Annotated in this window: 14 protein-coding genes; 8 read left to right on the top strand and 6 right to left on the bottom strand. The window is 62.7% G+C overall.

Translation table 11 applies throughout. The annotated features are described in order from the left end of the window. Positions 1-37: 37 nt before the first annotated feature. From HKX24_RS12415 to HKX24_RS12400, 4 genes are all read right to left on the bottom strand, one after another. Complete coding sequence (locus HKX24_RS12415) at positions 38-412, bottom strand: VOC family protein (protein WP_271693362.1); 375 nt, start codon at positions 410-412, stop codon at positions 38-40. A 49-nt stretch (positions 413-461) separates the two neighbouring features. After that, positions 462-3,902, bottom strand: a complete 3,441-nt coding sequence (locus HKX24_RS12410; RefSeq protein ID WP_276154035.1) for a pyruvate carboxylase — start codon at positions 3,900-3,902, stop codon at positions 462-464. Positions 3,903-4,003: 101 nt separating this feature from the next. Beyond that, complete coding sequence (locus HKX24_RS12405) at positions 4,004-5,152, bottom strand: alpha-hydroxy acid oxidase (protein WP_271693364.1); 1,149 nt, start codon at positions 5,150-5,152, stop codon at positions 4,004-4,006. A 97-nt stretch (positions 5,153-5,249) separates the two neighbouring features. Beyond that, positions 5,250-6,023 carry a hypothetical protein gene (locus tag HKX24_RS12400; RefSeq protein WP_271693365.1) on the bottom strand — a complete coding sequence of 258 codons (774 nt, stop codon included), beginning with the start codon at positions 6,021-6,023 and terminating at the stop codon, positions 5,250-5,252. 194 nt (positions 6,024-6,217) lie between these two features. On the opposite strand from HKX24_RS12400, the gene HKX24_RS12395 reads away from it, so the two are divergent. Further along, positions 6,218-8,635, top strand: coding sequence for a UvrD-helicase domain-containing protein (locus tag HKX24_RS12395; RefSeq protein WP_271693366.1), 2,418 nt, complete (start codon positions 6,218-6,220; stop codon positions 8,633-8,635). Positions 8,636-8,872: 237 nt separating this feature from the next. Here the strand turns inward: HKX24_RS12395 and HKX24_RS12390 are convergent, their stop codons facing one another. Then, on the bottom strand, positions 8,873-9,085 hold the full coding sequence (locus tag HKX24_RS12390) for a DUF1127 domain-containing protein (RefSeq protein ID WP_067262642.1): 213 nt from the start codon (positions 9,083-9,085) through the stop codon (positions 8,873-8,875). Between the two features lie 601 nt (positions 9,086-9,686). Between HKX24_RS12390 and HKX24_RS12385 the strand changes: the two genes are divergently transcribed. After that, positions 9,687-10,751: an Mrp/NBP35 family ATP-binding protein gene (locus HKX24_RS12385; RefSeq protein ID WP_271693368.1), complete on the top strand. Its 1,065-nt coding sequence runs from the start codon at positions 9,687-9,689 to the stop codon at positions 10,749-10,751. A gap of 18 nt (positions 10,752-10,769) precedes the next feature. On the opposite strand, the gene HKX24_RS12380 is transcribed toward HKX24_RS12385, so the two are convergent. Then, positions 10,770-11,537 (bottom strand): hypothetical protein, encoded by a 768-nt coding sequence (locus HKX24_RS12380; protein WP_271693369.1) that lies wholly within the window; start codon positions 11,535-11,537, stop codon positions 10,770-10,772. 777 nt (positions 11,538-12,314) lie between these two features. Between HKX24_RS12380 and mraZ the strand changes: the two genes are divergently transcribed. From mraZ to murF, 6 genes are read left to right on the top strand one after another with little or no spacing between them, the layout of a single operon-like run. After that, positions 12,315-12,806, top strand: a complete 492-nt coding sequence (gene mraZ / locus HKX24_RS12375; RefSeq protein ID WP_082851962.1) for a division/cell wall cluster transcriptional repressor MraZ — start codon at positions 12,315-12,317, stop codon at positions 12,804-12,806. A gap of 4 nt (positions 12,807-12,810) precedes the next feature. Beyond that, on the top strand, positions 12,811-13,794 hold the full coding sequence (rsmH, locus tag HKX24_RS12370; protein ID WP_271693370.1) for a 16S rRNA (cytosine(1402)-N(4))-methyltransferase RsmH: 984 nt from the start codon (positions 12,811-12,813) through the stop codon (positions 13,792-13,794). A gap of 3 nt (positions 13,795-13,797) precedes the next feature. After that, a complete protein-coding gene (locus HKX24_RS12365) occupies positions 13,798-14,172 on the top strand; it encodes a cell division protein FtsL (RefSeq protein WP_271693371.1) in 375 nt (124 codons plus the stop codon). Then, complete coding sequence (locus HKX24_RS12360) at positions 14,169-15,956, top strand: penicillin-binding protein 2 (RefSeq protein ID WP_271693372.1); 1,788 nt, start codon at positions 14,169-14,171, stop codon at positions 15,954-15,956. Before HKX24_RS12365 ends, HKX24_RS12360 begins: the two co-directional genes overlap by 4 nt. Before the next feature lie 12 nt (positions 15,957-15,968). Continuing rightward, the gene (locus HKX24_RS12355) at positions 15,969-17,450 is read left to right on the top strand and encodes a UDP-N-acetylmuramoyl-L-alanyl-D-glutamate--2,6-diaminopimelate ligase (RefSeq protein ID WP_271693373.1); all 1,482 of its coding nucleotides are present in this window, start codon (positions 15,969-15,971) and stop codon (positions 17,448-17,450) included. Further along, positions 17,447-18,880: a UDP-N-acetylmuramoyl-tripeptide--D-alanyl-D-alanine ligase gene (gene murF, locus HKX24_RS12350; RefSeq protein WP_271693374.1), complete on the top strand. Its 1,434-nt coding sequence runs from the start codon at positions 17,447-17,449 to the stop codon at positions 18,878-18,880. Before HKX24_RS12355 ends, murF begins: the two co-directional genes overlap by 4 nt. The last annotated feature ends 32 nt before the right edge of the window (positions 18,881-18,912 follow it).

Raw genomic sequence — 18,912 nt, 5'->3', positions numbered from 1 at the left:
TGGGCAATGGCAATGCGGCGCGGAGCCGCGGGAGGGGTCAATCGCCCAGCAAATCCCAGCGGTTTCCGAAAGGATCGCGAAAAACGGCCACTTTGCCATAGGGCTCATGACGCGGTTCTTCTTCGAAGGTCACGCCCGCAGCGGTCAGGCGGTCAAATTCTGTCGCGAAATCCTCGACCTTCAAGAACAGCCAAACACGGCCCGCACCCTGATTGCCGATGGCGGCGCGCTGCGCCTCTCCGTCCGCGCGGGCCAGAACAAACCCCGTCTCAGCGCCCGGCGGGGTGACGCGGACCCAGCGTTTGCGGCCTTGGTCGACGTCCTCGGTCAGTTCGAACCCCATGACGCGGCAGTAAAAGGCGATGCCGGCGTCATAGTCGGGGACGATCAGGGTTATCGCAGAGAGATGCATCGGCTCGCTCCTTGTGGGGGCGCGGCAAGGGGCCGCGCCCGGGGGTGATTCACTCTAACTCTACGAGCAGGTCCTTCGCATCGATCTGGCCACCGGCCTGCACATGCACGGCCTTTACCACCGCATCGCGTTCCGCGTGAAGGCCCGTCTCCATCTTCATCGCTTCGATGGTCAAGATCAGGTCGCCCGCTTTGACCTGCTGGCCCGCCTTCACCCCAACGGAGGCCACGACCCCCGGCATCGGCGCGCCGATGTGATCGGGATTGGCCGCCTCGGCCTTGGGGCGCTGCACCGTGGCATCCTTGACCAGCCGGTTCGCCACACGGATCACCCGCGGCTGGCCGTTGAGTTCAAAGAAGACCTTCACCTCGCCATCCTCACCGGCCTCGGATTCGGCCTGAAGACGGATTTCCAAGGTTTTGCCGGGATCGATCTCGGCCGAGATCTCCGCCCCCGGTTCCATGCCGTAGAAGAAGGTATGCGTGGGCAGGGTGCGCACCGGGCCGTAGACGCGGTGGCGGCCCATGTAGTCGAGGAACACCTTGGGATACATCAGATAGCCGCAGAGGTCTTCGTCGTCGATCTGCATGCCGTCCAACTGCTCGGAAAGCTCCTTGCGCACGGCCTCCAAATCGACAGGTGCCAGATGTTTGCCGGGGCGTTCGGTGTTCGGCGTCTCGCCTTTCAGCACCTTCTTGACGATGCCCGCCGGGAAGCCATTCGGCGGCTGGCCGAGGTTGCCGCGCATCATGTCGATCACGCTGTCGGGGAAGGAGACATCGACATTCGGGTCTTCGACCTGCGCCCGGGTCAGCCCTTGGGAGACCATCATCAACGCCATGTCGCCCACGACTTTGGACGAGGGCGTGACCTTCACGATATCGCCGAACATCTGGTTCACGTCCGCATAGGTGCGCGCCACCTCGGGCCAGCGGTCCTCCAGCCCCATAGAGGCGGCCTGCGCTTTGAGGTTGGTGAACTGGCCGCCGGGCATTTCATGCAGGTAAACCTCGGAGGAGGGCGCCTGCATGCCGGTCTCGAAGGCGGCATAGTGGCCACGGACTTCTTCCCAATAATCAGAGATTTCGCGCACGGCTTTCATGTCGATCCCGGTGTCGCGGTCGGTATGTTGCAGGGCCGAGACCACGGTGCCGAGCGTCGCCTGAGAGGTGTTGCCCGAAAGCGCATCCATCGCGCAGTCGACCGCATCGACGCCCGCCTCAGAGGCCGCGAGGATGGTGGCCGTGGCACTGCCCGCCGTGTCATGGGTGTGGAAATGGATCGGCAGACCAACCTCGGATTTCAACGCCTTGACCAGCGCGCGGGCTTGGGCGGGTTTCAACAGGCCTGCCATGTCTTTCAGCCCCAGCACATGAGCGCCGGCGGCCTTCAGATCCTTGCCCATGTTGACGTAATACTGAAGGTCGTATTTCGCGCGGTCCGGGTCAAAGATGTCGCCCGTGTAGCAGATCGTGCCCTCGCAAATCTTGCCGGATTCGACGACCGCATCCATCGCCACGCGCATGTTCTCAACCCAGTTGAGACTGTCGAACACGCGGAACACGTCGACGCCGGTATTGGCCGCCGTGGCCACGAATTTCTGCACCACATTGTCGGGGTAATTGGTATAGCCCACCCCGTTGGAGGCGCGCAGCAGCATCTGGGTCATCACATTGGGCAGGGCCGCGCGCAGGTCGCGCAGGCGTTGCCACGGGCATTCCTGCAAGAAGCGATAGGCCACATCGAAAGTCGCCCCGCCCCAGCATTCGACCGAGAAGAGCTGCGGCAGATTGGCGGCATAGGCGGGGGCCACCTTGATCATATCAAGGCTGCGCATCCGCGTGGCCAAGAGCGACTGATGCGCATCGCGCATGGTGGTGTCGGTGATGAGCAGTTGCCGCTGTTGGCCCATCCACTCGGCCACGGCCTGGGGGCCCTTTTGTTCCAAGAGGTTACGCGTGCCCATCTGCGGCTCGCCACGCAGCGCGGGCGGCTTGGGATCGCGTACATGGGCGGCGGGCAGGGCATGGCCCTTGGTCTCTGGATGGCCGTTCACGGTGATGTCGGCGATATAGGTCAGCACCTTGGTCGCACGGTCGCGGCGTTGCTCGAACTGGAACAGTTCGGGCGTCTCGTCGATGAATTTGGTGGTGTATTCGTTGCTAAGAAACGTCGGGTGTTTCAGCAGGTTCTCGACAAAGGCGATGTTGGTGCTGACCCCGCGCACGCGGAATTCACGCAAGGCCCGGTCCATCCGCGCAATCGCCATCTCGGGCGTGGGCGCCTTGGCGGTGACCTTGGTCAGCAGGCTGTCGTAGTAGCGCGTGATCACCCCGCCCGCATAAGCCGTGCCGCCGTCAAGGCGGATGCCCATGCCGGTGGCCGAGCGGTAGGCGGTGATGCGGCCATAGTCGGGGATGAAATTGTTCTGCGGGTCTTCGGTGGTGACGCGGGTTTGCAGGGCGTGACCGGTGAGGGTGATGTCCTCTTGCCGCGCCTTGCCCGTCGCCTCGGCCAGCGGTTTGCCCTCGGCGATGAGGATCTGGGCGCGAACGATGTCGATGCCGGTGACCTCTTCGGTGACGGTATGTTCGACCTGTACGCGGGGGTTCACCTCGATGAAGTAGAAATTGCCGGTTTCCATATCCATCAGGAATTCGACGGTGCCCGCGCATTCATAGTTCACATGGGCGCAGATTTTGCGGCCCAATTCGCAGATTTCGGCGCGTTGCTCCTCGCTCAGATAGGGGGCGGGAGCGCGTTCGACGACCTTTTGGTTGCGGCGCTGGACCGAGCAGTCGCGTTCGTAAAGGTGGTAAATGTCGCTCTGTTTGTCACCGAGGATCTGCACTTCGACATGGCGGGCGCGCAAGATCATCTTCTCCAGATAGCCCTCGCCATTGCCGAAAGCGGCTTCGGCCTCGCGGCGCCCTTCGCGGACTTTTTCTTCCAATTCCTTTTCGGACATGATCGGCCGCATCCCGCGCCCGCCGCCGCCCCAAGAGGCTTTGAGCATCAGCGGGTAGCCGACCTCGGCCGCCTCGGCGCGGATCGCGTCCATGTCTTCGCCCAGCACTTCGGTGGCGGGGATGACCGGTACGCCCGCCGCCATCGCGACGCGACGGGCAGAGGCTTTGTCCCCCAAGGCGCGCATCGTCTCGGCCCGCGGGCCGATGAAGGTGATGCCGTTCTTCTCGCAGGCATCGACGAATTCCGGGTTTTCCGACAGCAGGCCATAGCCCGGATGGATGGCATCGGCACCCGCCGCTTTGGCCACGCGGATCATCTCGTCGATGCTGAGATAGGCCGCAACGGGGCCGAGGCCCTCACCGATGCGATAGGCCTCGTCCGCTTTGAAACGGTGCAGGCCCAGCTTGTCCTCCTCGGCGTAGACCGCGACCGTTTTCTTGCCCATCTCATTGGCGGCGCGCATGATGCGGATCGCGATCTCACCACGGTTCGCGATCAGGATCTTTTTAAAATCGGTCACTGGCTGGTCTCCCCTGCTGGTTTTAAAGGCAGCTTAGGGATGCTGCGGTGCAGCGCAAGAGGGCTGTGGCCGTCTTTGTCACATTTCTGCAAGCTTTCCGATCAGAGCGGCGATAGATCAAAGGGGGCGGGGAGGTCGCGCAGGTTTTGTGCGCCCAGCTGTCCCATATTGGCGGTCAGGTCGCGGGCAAGCACATCGATCAGGTGATCGACCCCGCGCGGCCCAAGGGCGGCGAGGGCAAAGTGGAAGGCCCGGCCCAGCATGACAAAATCCGCGCCGAGCGCGAAGGCACGCAGGATATCAAGGCCCGATTCCACGCCGCTGTCAAAGATCACCGGCAGTTTCGTGGCGGCACGAATGGCGGGCAGCGCCTCGGCGCTGGCGGGGGCCGCGTCGAACTGACGGCCTGCGTGGTTCGAGACCCAGATCGCATCGGCCCCGGCCTTTTCCATCTTCGTGGCGTCTTCGGGGCGCAGCACGCCTTTGATCACCAGCGGCCCTTCCCAGTGATCGCGCAGCCAATGCAAATAGTCCCAATCGGGCGCGGTGCGCAGCAGATAGCCCACATGCGCGGTCGGCGGCAGGTTCGCGGTGGCCGTGCCTTCGGTGTATTTGTCGAGCATTTTCATATGCGGCAGACCCCGACGGGCCATGCCCATGGCCCAAGCGGGGCGCATCGCGACCTGCGCCAGCAGCCGTGGGGTCAGTTTGGGCGGGCTGGTCAGGCCAGAACGGGTCTGCCGCTCACGGCGCGAGGCGACCGGCACGTCGACGGTCAGGACCAAAGTCGTGAAACCCGCAGCCTTGGCCCGTGCCAGCATATCGGTTCGAATTTCCGGGTCGCGCGGCGGGTAGAGTTGGAACCAACCATGCGCGCCCAGATGGGGCGCGACATCTTCCGGGCAGGTCGCGGCTACGGTGGACAGGCCGAAGGGGATGCCTGCGCGATCCGCCGCGCGGGCAAGATGGGCTTCGGCATCGGGCCAGATCAGGCCGGACATGCCCAAGGGGGACATGCCGAAGGGCAGGGGGAGCTTTTGCCCCATCAGATCAACGCTGAGATCAGGGGTGAATTCGCCGTGCAACACCGAAGGCATCAGTCCGACACGGTCCAGCGCCGCGCGGTTGCGGTGTTTGGTGGCCTCCGTCCCGGTGGCGGAATCAAGGTATTCCCAAACGAATTTCGGCAGGCGCGACTGCGCGCGGCTGCGAAGGTCCGAAAGGGCGGGGTAGGTTGCATGTAGGTCCATGGCGGCATTTGCGCCAAAGGGTTGCGGTTTGTCCAGATGGTGCGGCTGCGTCGGAGCCGGGGTGAGGGTGCTGCCGTCCGGGTGGGGCGCCGAGGCGCTACTGCCGAAAAACGGACCGGGCCAGCGGTGCGGCCTCGCTTACCTTTCGCACCGGAGGGGTCGGTAGGTTGTCGGCCATATCGACAAGCGCTGCGATGGCTGCTTCGATTTCGTCGCCTTCACTGGCGCTGGCGTCCTCCATGTCGATCAGATGCACGGTCGGATTGGCCTCAGCATCCAGACGTTCCTGCGCGATCGAGCGTAGCTCTTGCATGGTGCTGTCGATGGCGCGGCAGAGCCCGGCCAGCATCCCCGCCGATCCGGTAAGCTTCGCCGGATCGATCAGTCCCTTTTCGGCAGCATCCAGCACCGTCGAGATTTGTTCGAGTTTGAACGAAGATGTCGCCGCGAAATAGCGCACATCCTCGAAAGCGAGGGTATCGCGGTTGTCCCGTTGGACCCGCTCCACAACGATGGCGCTGCCCACCACCCGGTCAAGACCGCGGTAGGATTGCACATAATGCAACGTGGTGTCCCAAATGAGCGGCCCGCGTGGCATATGCAGCATCTCGCGATAGCGGATTTGCCCCGCGTTCGAGACGCAGCGCGCATAGCGTTCATTGACCGCCTCGGCCTCTTCATGGGGCATGAAACTGTGCAGGGGGCGGTTTATGACCTCGCTCATCACCATGCCGCTATGCGCCTCATGGGCGGTGTTGAGAGCCAAAAGTTCGAAATGCCCGCTGTCGGCGTTCAATTCCGCAATGAACATCGGCAGTTTGAACCGGTCAATCTCTCGGCGCAGTACCGAAGTATCATCGTTTCTGAACATGAGCGGTTCCTCTCGTTTATCGTTGTGTCAGCACATTGCCGCCAAAGCATTATCAACGGGTAAAGATTTCCCCCGCATTTTAAATTCACCCGGTTTTGCCCGCAGCGGCGCCAAATCGGGACTTGAATATCTTTCGAAAGAACATTTGAGGAACGTCTCTTTATCTCGTACCCCGGACGCGCTAGATTGCGGGCATGAGTGATTTTGACGAAATGGACGCCTTTGAGGGCGCCTCCCTGTCCGCCCGCGCCATGGCCGCGCGTCCGCAGCCTTATCTGGAGGGGTTGAACCCCGCCCAACGGGCCGCGGTCGAGACGTTGGATGGCCCCGTGCTGATGCTCGCCGGGGCGGGCACCGGCAAAACGCGGGCGTTGACGGCGCGAATCGTGCATCTGCTTAACACCGGGCGCGCGCGCCCGCATGAGGTTCTGGCGGTCACCTTCACCAATAAGGCCGCGCGCGAGATGAAGACCCGCGTGGGCCAGATGCTGGGCAAGCAGGTCGAGGGGATGCCATGGCTCGGCACCTTTCACGCGATCTGCGTCAAGCTGCTGCGGCGGCATGCGGAATTGGTGGGGCTGAAAAGTAATTTCACGATTCTCGATACGGATGACCAGTTGCGCCTGCTCAAACAATTGGTCGCCGCCGAAGGGATCGACGACAAGCGCTGGCCCGCGCGGATGCTGGCGGGGATCATTGACGGCTGGAAAAACCGCGCGCTGACCCCGGACAAAATCCCGAGCGCGGATGCCGGGGCATACAATCACCGCGGGCCGGAAATTTACGCGAAATATCAACGCCGTCTGATCGAATTGAACGCGACCGATTTCGGCGATTTGCTGCTCCATATGGTGACGATTTTCCAGGCGCACCCGGATGTGTTGGCGCAGTATCAGCGTTGGTTCAAATACATCCTCGTCGACGAATATCAGGATACCAACGTGGCCCAATATCTGTGGCTGCGGCTTTTGGCGCAGGGGCACAAGAATATCTGCTGCGTGGGCGACGACGACCAGTCGATCTATGGCTGGCGCGGGGCCGAAGTGGGCAACATCCTGCGGTTTGAAACGGATTTCCCCGGCGCCCATGTGGTCAAGCTTGAGCAGAATTACCGCTCCACCCCGCATATCCTCGCCGCCGCCTCGGGCGTGATCGCGGGCAATGAGGGGCGCTTGGGCAAGACTCTTTGGACCGAAGAGACCGAGGGCGAAAAGGTCCGCCTGATCGGCCATTGGGATGGCGAGGAAGAGGCCCGTTGGATCGGGGATGAGATCGAATCCGCGCAGCGCGGCACGAGGGGGCTCGACCCCTTCTCGCTTGACGATATGGCGATTCTCGTCCGGGCGAGCCACCAGATGCGCGCTTTTGAGGACCGGTTTTTGACCATTGGCCTGCCTTATAAGGTGATTGGCGGCCCGCGATTCTATGAGCGTTTGGAAATCCGCGACGCCATGGCCTATTTCCGCGTGGTCACCAGCCCCGATGATGATCTGGCTTTCGAGCGGATTGTGAACACGCCCAAGCGGGGTTTGGGCGAAAAGGCGCAGCAGAAAATCCAGCGCACGGCGCGGGATCATGGGGTGAACCTTGTCGAAGGCGCACGAATCCTTCTCGCCCATGGCGGGATCAGCGGCAAAGGGGCGGCGCAACTACGGCTTTTGATCGACGGGATCGACCGTTGGTCATCCATGCTGCAAGGCCCGCGGATCGAGATCAGCGAAGACGACTCGGTGCTCGATGATGGTGCCGCGCCGCTGCGGGTGGATTATGGCCCGCCTGAAGTGTCTCATGTCGAATTGGCCGAGATGATTCTCGACGAAAGCGGCTATACCGGCATGTGGCAGAATGACAAAACGCCCGAAGCGCCGGGGCGGCTGGAAAACCTTAAGGAACTCGTCAAAGCCTTGGAAGGCTTCGAGAACCTGCAAGGCTTCCTCGAACATGTCAGCCTGATCATGGATAATGAGCAGGAGGGCGATGGCGAGAAGGTCTCGATCATGACGTTGCACGCGGCCAAGGGTTTGGAATTCCCCATGGTTTTCCTGCCAGGCTGGGAAGATGGGCTGTTCCCCTCGCAGCGTTCGATGGATGAAAGCGGGATGAAGGGGCTCGAAGAGGAGCGGCGGCTGGCCTATGTCGGCATCACCCGGGCGGAGCGGATTTGCACCATCTCTTTCGCCGCCAATCGCCGGGTCTTTGGCCAATGGCAGAATGCGATGCCGTCGCGTTTCATTGATGAGCTGCCCGAAGAACATGTGGATGTGCTGACCCCGCCGGGGCTTTACGGCGGTGGTTTTGGCGCGGCTATGCCGCAATCGGACCTACATGACCGTGCCGCAAGCGCGAATGTCTATAATTCACCGGGCTGGAAACGCCTGCAATCACGCAGCGGGGCGCGGGGCACCAGCCAGCCGCGCGAAAGCCGCAATGTGACGATCGACATGCAAGCTGTCGCCGCCTTTGAGATGGGTGAGCGCGTTTTTCACGATAAATTCGGCTATGGCGAAGTGATCGGCATCGAAGGCGACAAGATGGAAGTCGCTTTCGAAAAAGCCGGGACGAAGAAGGTCGTCTCGCGGTTCTTGACCGGCGGGAAAGACGTACCGTTCTAAATCAAATCTTGCGGTGGGCTGTCAAAAGCCTGCCTAAACAGGGCTTTACAAACAAAAACGACGACACCTTGGGAGGAAGGTGCCGCCGTTTCTATGTCGGCCCGAAGCGTCGAGGGAGGGTCGGCTTCGGGTCTCCTTGCGGGGTCCGCCTCTTTCAGGGAGGAGGAAAGTGACGCGCACCCCGGCTTTCAGACGACAGAACAGGGAGGGGTTCTGACGTCCGATCTCTATCTCTGCTTAGCCGCGGGAAGATTCCCATGCGACGCGGCGCAGTTCGGAACGGCTCAGACCAAGGTCGGCCAGTTCGCGGTTGCTCAACGCGCTCAGACCGTCGAAAGTTTCACGGTACAGACGGTGCTGTTTGTAGCGGGTTGCCAGTGCTTCGAATGCGCCGCCGATACGGGCGAAGACGGAAGTTGTGTTTGCGGTGGTTGTGTTCATGTAAGCCATTTCGGCGCCTCTTTTTTCATCTGTGGATCATCTCGTTGCCTGCTATTTACGCCCTTTCTGCATTTGCACAACGGGCATAAAGTCAATGCCGCTATGCAGAAAGCGCATAGGTTCTGAGTGGCGCAACTAATTGATAAAAAACGGTTTTGCCCGCGCGGCAAAAGGGCGCAGGGTCATAAAACTGTCATATATGGGGAGGGGGGGAAAGGGGCGACGACATCTGGGAGGAGGTAGATGTCGCCGCCAATAACAGACACATCCGGGAGGAGGATGGACGCGTCTGGTCTTTCCAAACTTGCCTGCATCCGGGAGGAGGAGTGGATGCATCCAAGTCTTGGTAAAATCAGACACATTCGGGAGGAGGAAGAATGTGTCTGGTCTTTCCGAAAGCGGGGCGCTTGGCCCTGCCTATGGACCTAAGTTAGCGCTAATTGCTGCGCGTGCACAATATTTCTTTTTGCAATGCTGCTATGCGGCAAAAACATGGTACCCCTGCGTAATCCTTGGGCATTGCGCCTCTTCCCTATGCAAAAAGGGCCGTCCCCTTGCGCTTGGCGCAGAACCTGCCATTTCAGAAGCCGTAATAGAGGAGAATTTGCGCATGTCTGTGACCAAAGCAGAAGTCGAAGCGGCGCTCGCGCGGGTGCAACTGCCCGACGGCAAGAGCCTGCTGTCCCATGATCTGGTCCGCGCGCTGGTGGTCGAAGGCGATAAGGTGCGATTCGTCATCGAAGCGCCCAATGCCGATGTGGCGCGGCAGATGGCACCGTTGCGCGACGCGGCAGAGCAGGTGGTCCGCGATCTGCCGGGGGTGGGTGATGTATCGGTCGCGCTGACCGCGCATGGCCCCGCACCGAAAGCGCCCAGTCTTAAGGTCGGCGGGCATCCCAAACCGCAAGAGGGGCCGATGAAACCCAGCGGCGTGAAGCGCATCCTCGCCATCGGCTCTGGCAAGGGCGGTGTGGGCAAATCTACCGTCAGTTCCAACCTCGCCGTGGCGCTGGCGCGGGCCGGGCGCAAGGTGGGGCTTCTGGATGCCGATATCTATGGTCCCAGCCAGCCGCGCATGATGGGGGTCAACAAGCGCCCCGCCAGCCCCGACGGCAAGACGATCATTCCCTTGCAGGCCCATGGCGTCACCATGATGTCGATCGGCTTCATGTTGGAAGAGGGCAAGGCCGTTGTCTGGCGTGGGCCGATGCTGATGGGCGCGCTGCAGCAGATGCTCGGGCAAGTGGAATGGGGTGAACTGGACGTGCTGCTTGTCGATCTGCCACCCGGCACCGGCGATGTGCAGCTGACGCTTTGCACCAAGTCCGAGCTTTCGGGCGCCATCGTGGTCAGCACGCCTCAGGACGTGGCGCTGATCGACGCGCGCAAGGCGCTCGACATGTTCGCCACGTTGAAAACCCCGGTGCTAGGATTGATCGAGAATATGTCGACATTCGTCTGCCCCGATTGTGGCTCTCAGCATGAGATCTTTGGCCAAGGCGGTGTGGCGGCGGAGGCCGAGAAGATGGGCGTGCCGCTTTTGGGCAGCCTGCCGATTGATCTCGATACCCGTTTGGCCGGGGACAGCGGCACACCGGTCGCCGCGGGCGAGGGGCCGATGGCCGATGCCTATGCCCGGCTCGCGAAGGGCTTGATCGACGGTGGTATGGCCTGACGGGGGCGGCGCGGGCGGTTAGCCCAGCTCGCGCCCTTCGATCAGGTGGCCGTAAAGTGTGGTCAGCATCGAGACGAAAACCAGCCCCTCTATAAGGTAGAGCAGGGAATCTAGCATCAGCCGCAGGCCGGGGTCGGCGGGCAGCAACATGCTGGCGATCACGCCGAGTAGCGTGTTCACCACCGCCAGCAATACGGCCAGCGCCCAAAGCGTGCCGGCCAAAGGCTCGGTCGCGCGCCAGCTGTCGCGGACCGACATGACGTGGCCCAGAGCGGCGGCGGGCAGCACGAGGCTGAGCCGCAGCGCCAGCCAAAGAAAGGCCACCCCCGCCACCAGCCCGATCAACAGCAGTGCCGCCGGGCTCGATCCGGTCAGCCCGCCCAAGAGTAGCATGGCAAGGCCGATGGGGATGGCCGCGAGAAACTGCACGAAACCCAAAACGATGGCCCGCCAGACATAGGCCCAGAACAGCCCCATGCCCGGGCGCAGGGCGCTTCCCTCGTGATCAAGCAAGACATAGCGGTGCCAGAGGATGGCCATCAGCGCATAGCCAAGGATGCCCGCCAGCCCGCAGGCGATCAGGATCAGAAGTTGACCCGCAGGCGGCGGGGCGGCGTTCTCGATCACCTGATCCATGGCCCCAAGCGCATCCCCCGCCAGCAAGCCCGCTGCAGCGGCGGCCCCCATCACCCAAAGCACCGCAGGCAGGATCACCCGCAGCGTGGTTGAGGGCGCGTGAAACAGCATGTTCAGCGCGTGGGTAAATAGAGCCGTGGCTTGGATCATGATGCACTCCCTCCGTTTCGCGCCATTACATGCCGTGCGTGGGCCGAAAGGACAAGATACCGCTGTCGGGAGGAGCTGCGCGGCTGGGAAAGCATGGGCCGCTGGGAGGTCATGGGAAAAGTCGCGGGAATGCATGGGAAGTCTGGGAAATCATGGGCGCCCCTTGCTTCATTGGGGGTCTTGCCCGATTCGCAGCCACGGGAATTGGCGTGCAATTCGAATGCTCTGCGCGCATTCTGCGGAACAGGCAACGAACATGCCCTGTGGATAACTATGTGAGCAAATTTTAGTGGGAAACTGTGGGATATTGTGCAGGTCGCAATTCGTTAACAAGATATAGTGTTCTGGACTTAGATGATCCCAAATTAAGCCACGCCGCGCCCGAAAAGTTATACCAGATGTTGTTCTCACAGCCTGTGCAAAACAAAATATTGGGCGGAAATCCAAAAAATATCTAGACGCCCATCAATTCCCATGGCATCCCTTATGCATCGGATGAGAACGGGACACGGGGCAGCAAACGACCCCAAAATAAATCAAAACCTAGCAGGTTTCATACAGGCACCTCGCTTTCATCAGACCAAAGAGATCCGGCGCGCGAGCGAGCAGACATCCCCCCAGGTGGCGCGCGCAGTCGGACTTCCCCCGCCAAGCTGCGGGACGTGGGCGGCGGGTTGATCAGTGGCAGCAGATCAACCCGCCGTTTCCATTTCCGGGGCAGGGGATTGAGGCGAATAAAGAGTTTAAGCGCAAAGGCGCAAGAGGCAGGGACAACAAGTGAGCCGCAGGTTCAGAGGCGAAAGCCACCACAAAGTCGATACGAAGGGGCGGGTGTCTATCCCAGCCTCTTTTCGGCGTGTGTTGGAGGCTGGCGACCCGAACTGGAAGAACGGCGACAATCCCGAGCTGGTCATCGTCTATGGCGATCACCGCCGCAACTACCTTGAATGCTATACCATGGAAGCCATCGAAGAGGTCGACGCCAAGATCGACCGCATGCCGCGCGGCTCCATGCAGCGCAAGGCGCTTCAGCGTCTGTTCCACGGTCAGTCTTTCCCCACGACGGTAGATGAGACAGGCCGTTTGGTGCTGCCCGCCAAGCTGCGCAACAAGATCGAACTCAACGGCGAGGCGTTCTTTATCGCCGCCGGTGACACCTTCCAAATCTGGAAGCCCGAAACCTATGAGACCGAGGAAGAGGCGTGGCAGCAGGAACTGCCCGACGATGTCGATCCGCTCTCGTTCCTTGATGGTGATATGGAGATCTGAGGGAATGGTTGCTGCCTCTGACCCTTCCGCCCCTCACACCCCTGTTCTGCTGCGCCCGATCCTATCTGCCGTGGCGCCCGTAGAGGGGGTCTGGCTGGATGGCACCTTTGGCGCGGGCGGCTACACCCGTGGCTTGCTTGAGGCCGGGGCCGCGCGTGTGGTGGCCGTCGACCGCGATCCGCTGGCCTTTGAGATGGCGGCGGCATGGGCCGGGGACTATGGCGATCGGATCACCATGCAGCAGGGCGTCTTTTCGCGCATGGATGAATATGCCCAAGACCTCGATGGTGTGGTGCTGGATCTTGGGGTTTCCTCCATGCAGCTCGATCAGGCGGAGCGTGGCTTTTCTTTCATGAAAGATGGCCCGCTCGACATGCGGATGAGCCAGGATGGCCCCTCGGCTGCCGATCTGGTCAACGAGGCCGAGGAAGCGGTGATCGCCAATATCCTTTTTCAATACGGTGAAGAGCGCGCCTCGCGCCGGATCGCCAAGGCGATTGTCCGTGCCCGCGAAGAAGCGCCGATCACCACCACGCTGGAATTGGCCAAACTCGTCGAAGGCTGCCTGCCACGGTCCAAGCCCGGCCAGAGCCACCCCGCAACCCGCAGTTTCCAAGCCCTGAGGATCGCGGTGAACAATGAATATGGCGAACTCTTTCAAGGTCTTATGGCCGCCGAGCGGGCGTTGAAGGCGGGCGGGAAACTGGCGGTGGTGACCTTTCATTCGGTCGAGGACCGCATGGTCAAACGCTTCCTCACCGCGCGTGCCGGGGCCGGGGGCAATGCCAACCGTTTCGCCCCCGCGCTTGAGCAGGCGCCGCCGCAGTTCACGCTGAAATCCCGCAAGGCGATTGGCCCCGACGCGCAGGAATTGAAAGAGAACCCGCGCAGCCGGTCGGCCAAGCTGCGGGTCGCCACGCGCACCGACGCGCCCAGTGGTGAGATTGACGCGAAAACCATCGGCATGCCGATGGTCAGGGGGATCTGAGTGATGCGCACGGTGATGTATATCCTCACCACCATTGCCGTGGTTGGATTGGCCTTCTGGGCCTACCGCGAGAACTACGCGACCCAGCAGGCGCTGAGCGATGCCGACAGGCTGCATGCCAATATCCGCGCCGCCCACGCCCGTCTGGCCGTGCTGCGCGCCGAATGGGCCTTTCAGAACCGCCCGGACCGGCTGCGCGATCTGGCGGATCTGAACTTTGACCGTCTGGGCCTGTTGCCGCTGCATCCCGGCCAGTTTGGTCAGGTCGATCAAGTCGCCTATCCGCCCCAGCCCTTGCTGCCGATCACCGATCCTGTGGATGTCTCGACGATGAATTACGAGGCGCTGAACGGTCTTTTCGAGGAGAAGGTTGAATGATCCGCACCCCGCTGCGCCCGCTGGCCCGCATCCTCGAGGCCCGCGAGAAGGGGGAAAACCCCGACGCGATCGAACGTGAGAACAAGCGCATCCGCCACGAGCAGATGCGCGACAAGGCGCGGATGCGCGCCGAGGGGCGGCTTCTGGTGCTGGGGGTCTGTTTTCTTTGTGCTTTCACCGTGATCGGCGGACGCATGGGGCTGCTGGCCATGTCGGAACCGTCTGAGCCGCGCGGCCATGCGCCGGGGGCCGTGATCTCGGCCTCGCGTGCGGATATCACGGACCGGAACGGCAACCTTCTGGCCACCAATTTCGAGACCCATGCGCTCTATGCGCAGCCGCGCCACATGATCGACCCGGAGATAGCCGCGAAAAAGCTGGTCAAAATTTTTCCCGATCTGAAAGAAGAACGCCTGATTAAGGATTTCACAGGCAAGCGCAAGTTCCTGTGGATCAAGAAGAAAATAAGCCCCGAACAGATGCAGGCCGTGCATGATATCGGCGATCCGGGGCTCTTGTTCGCGCCGCGCGACATGCGTCTTTACCCCAACGGCTCGCTTGCAGCCCATGTGCTGGGCGGGGCGAGCTATGGCAAGGAAGGCGTCCATGCCGCCGAGGTGATCGGCGTGGCGGGGGCCGAGAAGTATTTCGACGACTATCTGCGCGACCCGGCCAATGGCAACAAACCGCTAGAGCTGTCGCTCGACCTCACCGTGCAGGCCGCGGCGGAGCGGGTGCTTTATGGCGGCATGAAGCTGATGAACGCCAAGGGCGCCACAAGCATTCTGATGGACGTGCACACGGGCGAGGTGATCTCGGTCGCCTCCCTGCCGGACTTCGACCCCAACAACCGGCCCCGGCCTTTGACCCAAGGCGATGCCTCGGACAGCCCGCTGTTCAACCGCGCGGTGCAGGGGGTCTATGAACTGGGCTCGACCTTCAAGATTTTCGCAGCGGCACAGGCGGTGGAACTGGGGCTGTTCAACGCCGACACGATCATCGACACCTCCGGCCCGATGAAGGTTGGTGGCTTCCGCATCGGTGAATTCCGCAACAAGAACTACGGCAAGCTGAGCGTTGCCGACATCATCGTGCATTCCTCGAACCGGGGCACGGGCCGGATGGCGCTGGAAATCGGTATCGAACGGCAGCAGGAGTTCCTCAAAAGCCTCGGTTTCTTTGAGCCGACCCCCTTTGAGATCGTTGAAGCTTCGGGCGGCAAGCCGCTCTTGCCAAGCCGCTGGACCGAGCTGTCGAGCGTGACGATCTCCTACGGCCACGGGTTGTCGAGCACGCCGATGCACCTTGCGGCGGGCTATGCCGCCATCGCCAATGGCGGGCGCGCGGTAAAACCCACGTTGCTGAAGCAATCCGCCCCCCAACTCGGCCCCCGCGTCATGTCCGAAGAGACCGCCGCGCAGGCGCGGATGATGCTGCGCAAGGTGGTGACCGATGGCACGGCCAGCTTTGCCGAGGTGCCGGGCTATCAGATCGCGGGCAAGACCGGCACCGCCGACAAGCCCAAGCCCACGGGCGGCTATTACGACGACAAGGTGATCAACACTTTCGCCAGCATCTTTCCCATCGATGACCCGAAATATGTGCTGATCGTCACCTTGGACGAACCGGTGGAAACCTCGGGCCCGAAACCGCGCCGCACGGCGGGTTGGACAGCCGTGCCCGTAGCCGCTGAGATGGTCCGCCGCATCGCGCCTTTGCTGGGGCTGCGCCCCGCTGTTGAACCGATCAACGACGCTGTGCTAACGCTGACCAGCAGCAACTGAAAAGACATCTCTATGACCGACCGGGCCGTACCCCTTTCCTCTCTCGGGCTGACCGCGCGGGCGGGGGCCAACCCTATGATCACCGGCATCGCGGTCGACAGCCGCGAAGTGCGCGAGGGCACGCTTTTCGCGGCTCTGCCCGGCAGCCGTGTGCATGGGGCAGGTTTCATTCAATACGCCCTGCGCATGGGCGCGGCGGCGGTGCTGACCGATGCGGCGGGCGCCAAACTCGCCGCCGAGGAATTGGCGGGCTCGGATGTCGCGCTGGTGGTCTCCGACCTCCCGCGGGAGGCGCTGGCGCGCACGGCGGCGCTTTGGTTCGGCGGCCAGCCCGCCACGATGATCGCGGTCACCGGCACCAATGGGAAAACTTCCGTCTCGACCTTCGTGCGCCAGATTTGGGTTGAAATGGGATTGCCTGCCGTGAACCTCGGCACAACGGGGGTAGAGGGTGCATGGGCCGCCCCCTTGGCCCATACCACGCCCGAGCCGATCACCCTGCACCGCACGCTGGCCGAGGCGGCGGCGAATAGCATCACCCATGCCGCGATGGAAGCGTCGAGCCATGGGCTCGACCAGCGGCGGCTGGATGGGGTGACGCTCAAGGCGGCGGGCTTTACCAACTTCACCCAAGACCATCTGGACTATCACGAGACATTCGAGGCCTATTTCGCCGCCAAAGCCGCGCTTTTCGCCCGTGTCCTGCCCGAAGACGGCACGGCGGTGGTCAATATCGACGATGAAAAAGGCGTCGACATCGCGGCCATCGCCCGCGCGCGGGGCTGTGAGGTGATCACCGTGGGCCGCGACGGGGGCGATCTGCATCTGCAAGGCCAGCGGTTCGATGCCACGGGCCAAGACCTGCGCTTTAGCTGGCGCGGCAAGACCTATCAAAAGCGGCTCAACCTGATCGGCGGCTTTCAGGGCGACAACGTATTGCTCGCCGCCGGGCTGGTCATCGCCTGCGGCGGCGATCCGCAGGAGGTCTTCGACACGCTGCCGCATCTCACCACCGTGCGGGGCCGGATGCAGCTTGCCGCCACCCGCGACAACGGCGCGGCGGTGTTTGTCGATTACGCCCATACGCCCGATGCGGTGGCCACGGCACTTGCCGCCATGCGCCCGCATGTGCTGGGCCGCCTCGTCGCCATCGTCGGCGCGGGGGGTGATAGGGATCGTGCCAAGCGCCCCTTGATGGGGCAGGCGGCGGCGCAACATGCGGATATGGTCATCGTCACCGACGACAACCCGCGCAGCGAAGACCCGGCCAGCATCCGTGCCGCCGTGCTGGGCGGCGCACCCGAGGCTTGGGAAGTCGGCGACCGGGCCGAAGCCATCCTGCGCGGGGTGGAAGCGCTAGAGCCGGGCGACGCGCTGCTCATCGCGGGCAAGGGGCATGAGACCGGGCAGACCGTGGGCGACGACGTGCTGCCTTTCGACGATGTGGAACAGGCCAGCGTGGCCGTGGCGGCACTGGACGGGAGATTGGCATGAGCCTTTGGACAGCGAGCGAAGCGGCGGAGGCCACGGGCGGGCAGGCGCAGGGCGATTGGGCTTGCAACGGTGTCTCCATCGACACACGGACCTTGCAGGCCGGCGATCTCTTCGTCGCACTCAAGGCCGCGCGGGACGGGCATGAATTTGTGGCCCAAGCGCTCAGCAAAGGGGCCGCTGCCGCGCTCGTGACCCATATCCCCGAAGGCGTGGCCACGGACGCGCCGCTGCTGATCGTTGAGGATGTGCAGCAGGCGCTCGAAGCGCTTGGCAGGGCAGGGCGCGCCCGCCTCGGCCCACAGGCAAAGGTGGCGGCGGTGACCGGCAGCGTCGGCAAGACCTCGACCAAGGAGATGCTGCTGGCGATCTTTGGCGATCAAGGCCGGGCCCATGCCAGCGTCGACAGCTACAACAACCACTGGGGCGTGCCGCTGACACTGGCGCGGATGCCGCGCGATACCGATTACGCGGTCATCGAGATCGGCATGAACCACCCCGGAGAGATTGCCCCCCTCGCCAAACAGGCGCGGCCCGATGCGGCGATGGTGACCAATGTCGCCGCCGTCCACCTCGAAGCCTTCAAGGATGTCGCCGCCATCGCGGTGGAAAAGGCCAGCATCTTTGACGGGATGGAGCCGGGCGGCGGGGCGGTGATCAACGCCGACCACGCGCACAGCGATATCGTCTTGGCCAAAGCGCTAGAGCGCGGCCTGCGCGAGACGACCTTTGGTCAGGCAGGGCATCACTACAAGCTGGGCGAGGTCAAGGTTCAGGGCGATGCCACCGTGGCACAGGCCGAGGTTGAAGGCGCGCCGGTGATCTTCAAGATCGCCACGCCGGGGCGGCATTTCGCGATGAACGCGCTTGGCGCGCTGGCAGTGGCCGAGGCGCTTGGCGCGGATCGGGCGCTGGCTGTGCAATCGCTGGGCCGCTGGTCGCCCTATGCCGGGCGCGGGGTGCGTGAGCGCATCCAGCTCGACCCCATAGACACCTATCTGGCGCTGGAATTGATCGACGACAGCTATAACGCCAACCCAACCTCCATGGCCGCCGCGCTTGAGGTGCTGGCCGCCTCGGAAGTCACCCATGACATCGGGCGCGTCAGCAAGGGGCGGCGGATCGCCTTTGTCGGCGATATGAAAGAACTCGGCCCCGAATCTGTGGCGCTGCACGCCGGTCTCGCCGATCTCGAAGCCACCCAAGCGCTCGACGTGGTGCATTGCGTCGGCCCGTTGATGAAAGCCTTTTACGACAATCTGCCCGAACATCAGCGCGGCGATTGGACGGAAACCGCCGAAGAGATGTTGCAAGGACTCCGCGCAAGGCTCGATTCCGGCGATGTCGTGCTGATCAAAGGGTCGCTTTCGATGAAGCTGGGCGGTATTGTTGACGCCATCCGCAAAATGGGCCATCCGGTCCCGACCGCCTGATCGGCGATTCACCCCACATGATGAGTTAGGAC

It is taken from the genome of Sulfitobacter sp. M85 (genome assembly GCF_029285915.1).
In the GTDB taxonomy this organism is placed as follows: Bacteria; Pseudomonadota; Alphaproteobacteria; order Rhodobacterales; family Rhodobacteraceae; genus Sulfitobacter; species Sulfitobacter faviae.
This window is presented reverse-complemented; position numbering and strand designations above follow the sequence as displayed.

Bases quoted from the DNA above. Each gene is read 5' to 3' on its own strand.
- HKX24_RS12405 (WP_271693364.1), bottom strand. From the start codon at position 5,152: ATGGACCTACATGCAACCTACCCCGCCCTTTCGGACCTTCGCAGCCGC.
- murF (WP_271693374.1), top strand. From the start codon at position 17,447: ATGAGCCTTTGGACAGCGAGCGAAGCGGCGGAGGCCACGGGCGGGCAG.
- HKX24_RS12385 (WP_271693368.1), top strand. From the start codon at position 9,687: ATGTCTGTGACCAAAGCAGAAGTCGAAGCGGCGCTCGCGCGGGTGCAA.
- HKX24_RS12365 (WP_271693371.1), top strand. From the start codon at position 13,798: ATGCGCACGGTGATGTATATCCTCACCACCATTGCCGTGGTTGGATTG.
- HKX24_RS12415 (WP_271693362.1), bottom strand. From the start codon at position 412: ATGCATCTCTCTGCGATAACCCTGATCGTCCCCGACTATGACGCCGGC.
- HKX24_RS12380 (WP_271693369.1), bottom strand. From the start codon at position 11,537: ATGATCCAAGCCACGGCTCTATTTACCCACGCGCTGAACATGCTGTTT.
- HKX24_RS12390 (WP_067262642.1), bottom strand. From the start codon at position 9,085: ATGGCTTACATGAACACAACCACCGCAAACACAACTTCCGTCTTCGCC.
- rsmH (WP_271693370.1), top strand. From the start codon at position 12,811: ATGGTTGCTGCCTCTGACCCTTCCGCCCCTCACACCCCTGTTCTGCTG.
- HKX24_RS12400 (WP_271693365.1), bottom strand. From the start codon at position 6,023: ATGTTCAGAAACGATGATACTTCGGTACTGCGCCGAGAGATTGACCGG.
- HKX24_RS12355 (WP_271693373.1), top strand. From the start codon at position 15,969: ATGACCGACCGGGCCGTACCCCTTTCCTCTCTCGGGCTGACCGCGCGG.
- HKX24_RS12360 (WP_271693372.1), top strand. From the start codon at position 14,169: ATGATCCGCACCCCGCTGCGCCCGCTGGCCCGCATCCTCGAGGCCCGC.
- HKX24_RS12395 (WP_271693366.1), top strand. From the start codon at position 6,218: ATGAGTGATTTTGACGAAATGGACGCCTTTGAGGGCGCCTCCCTGTCC.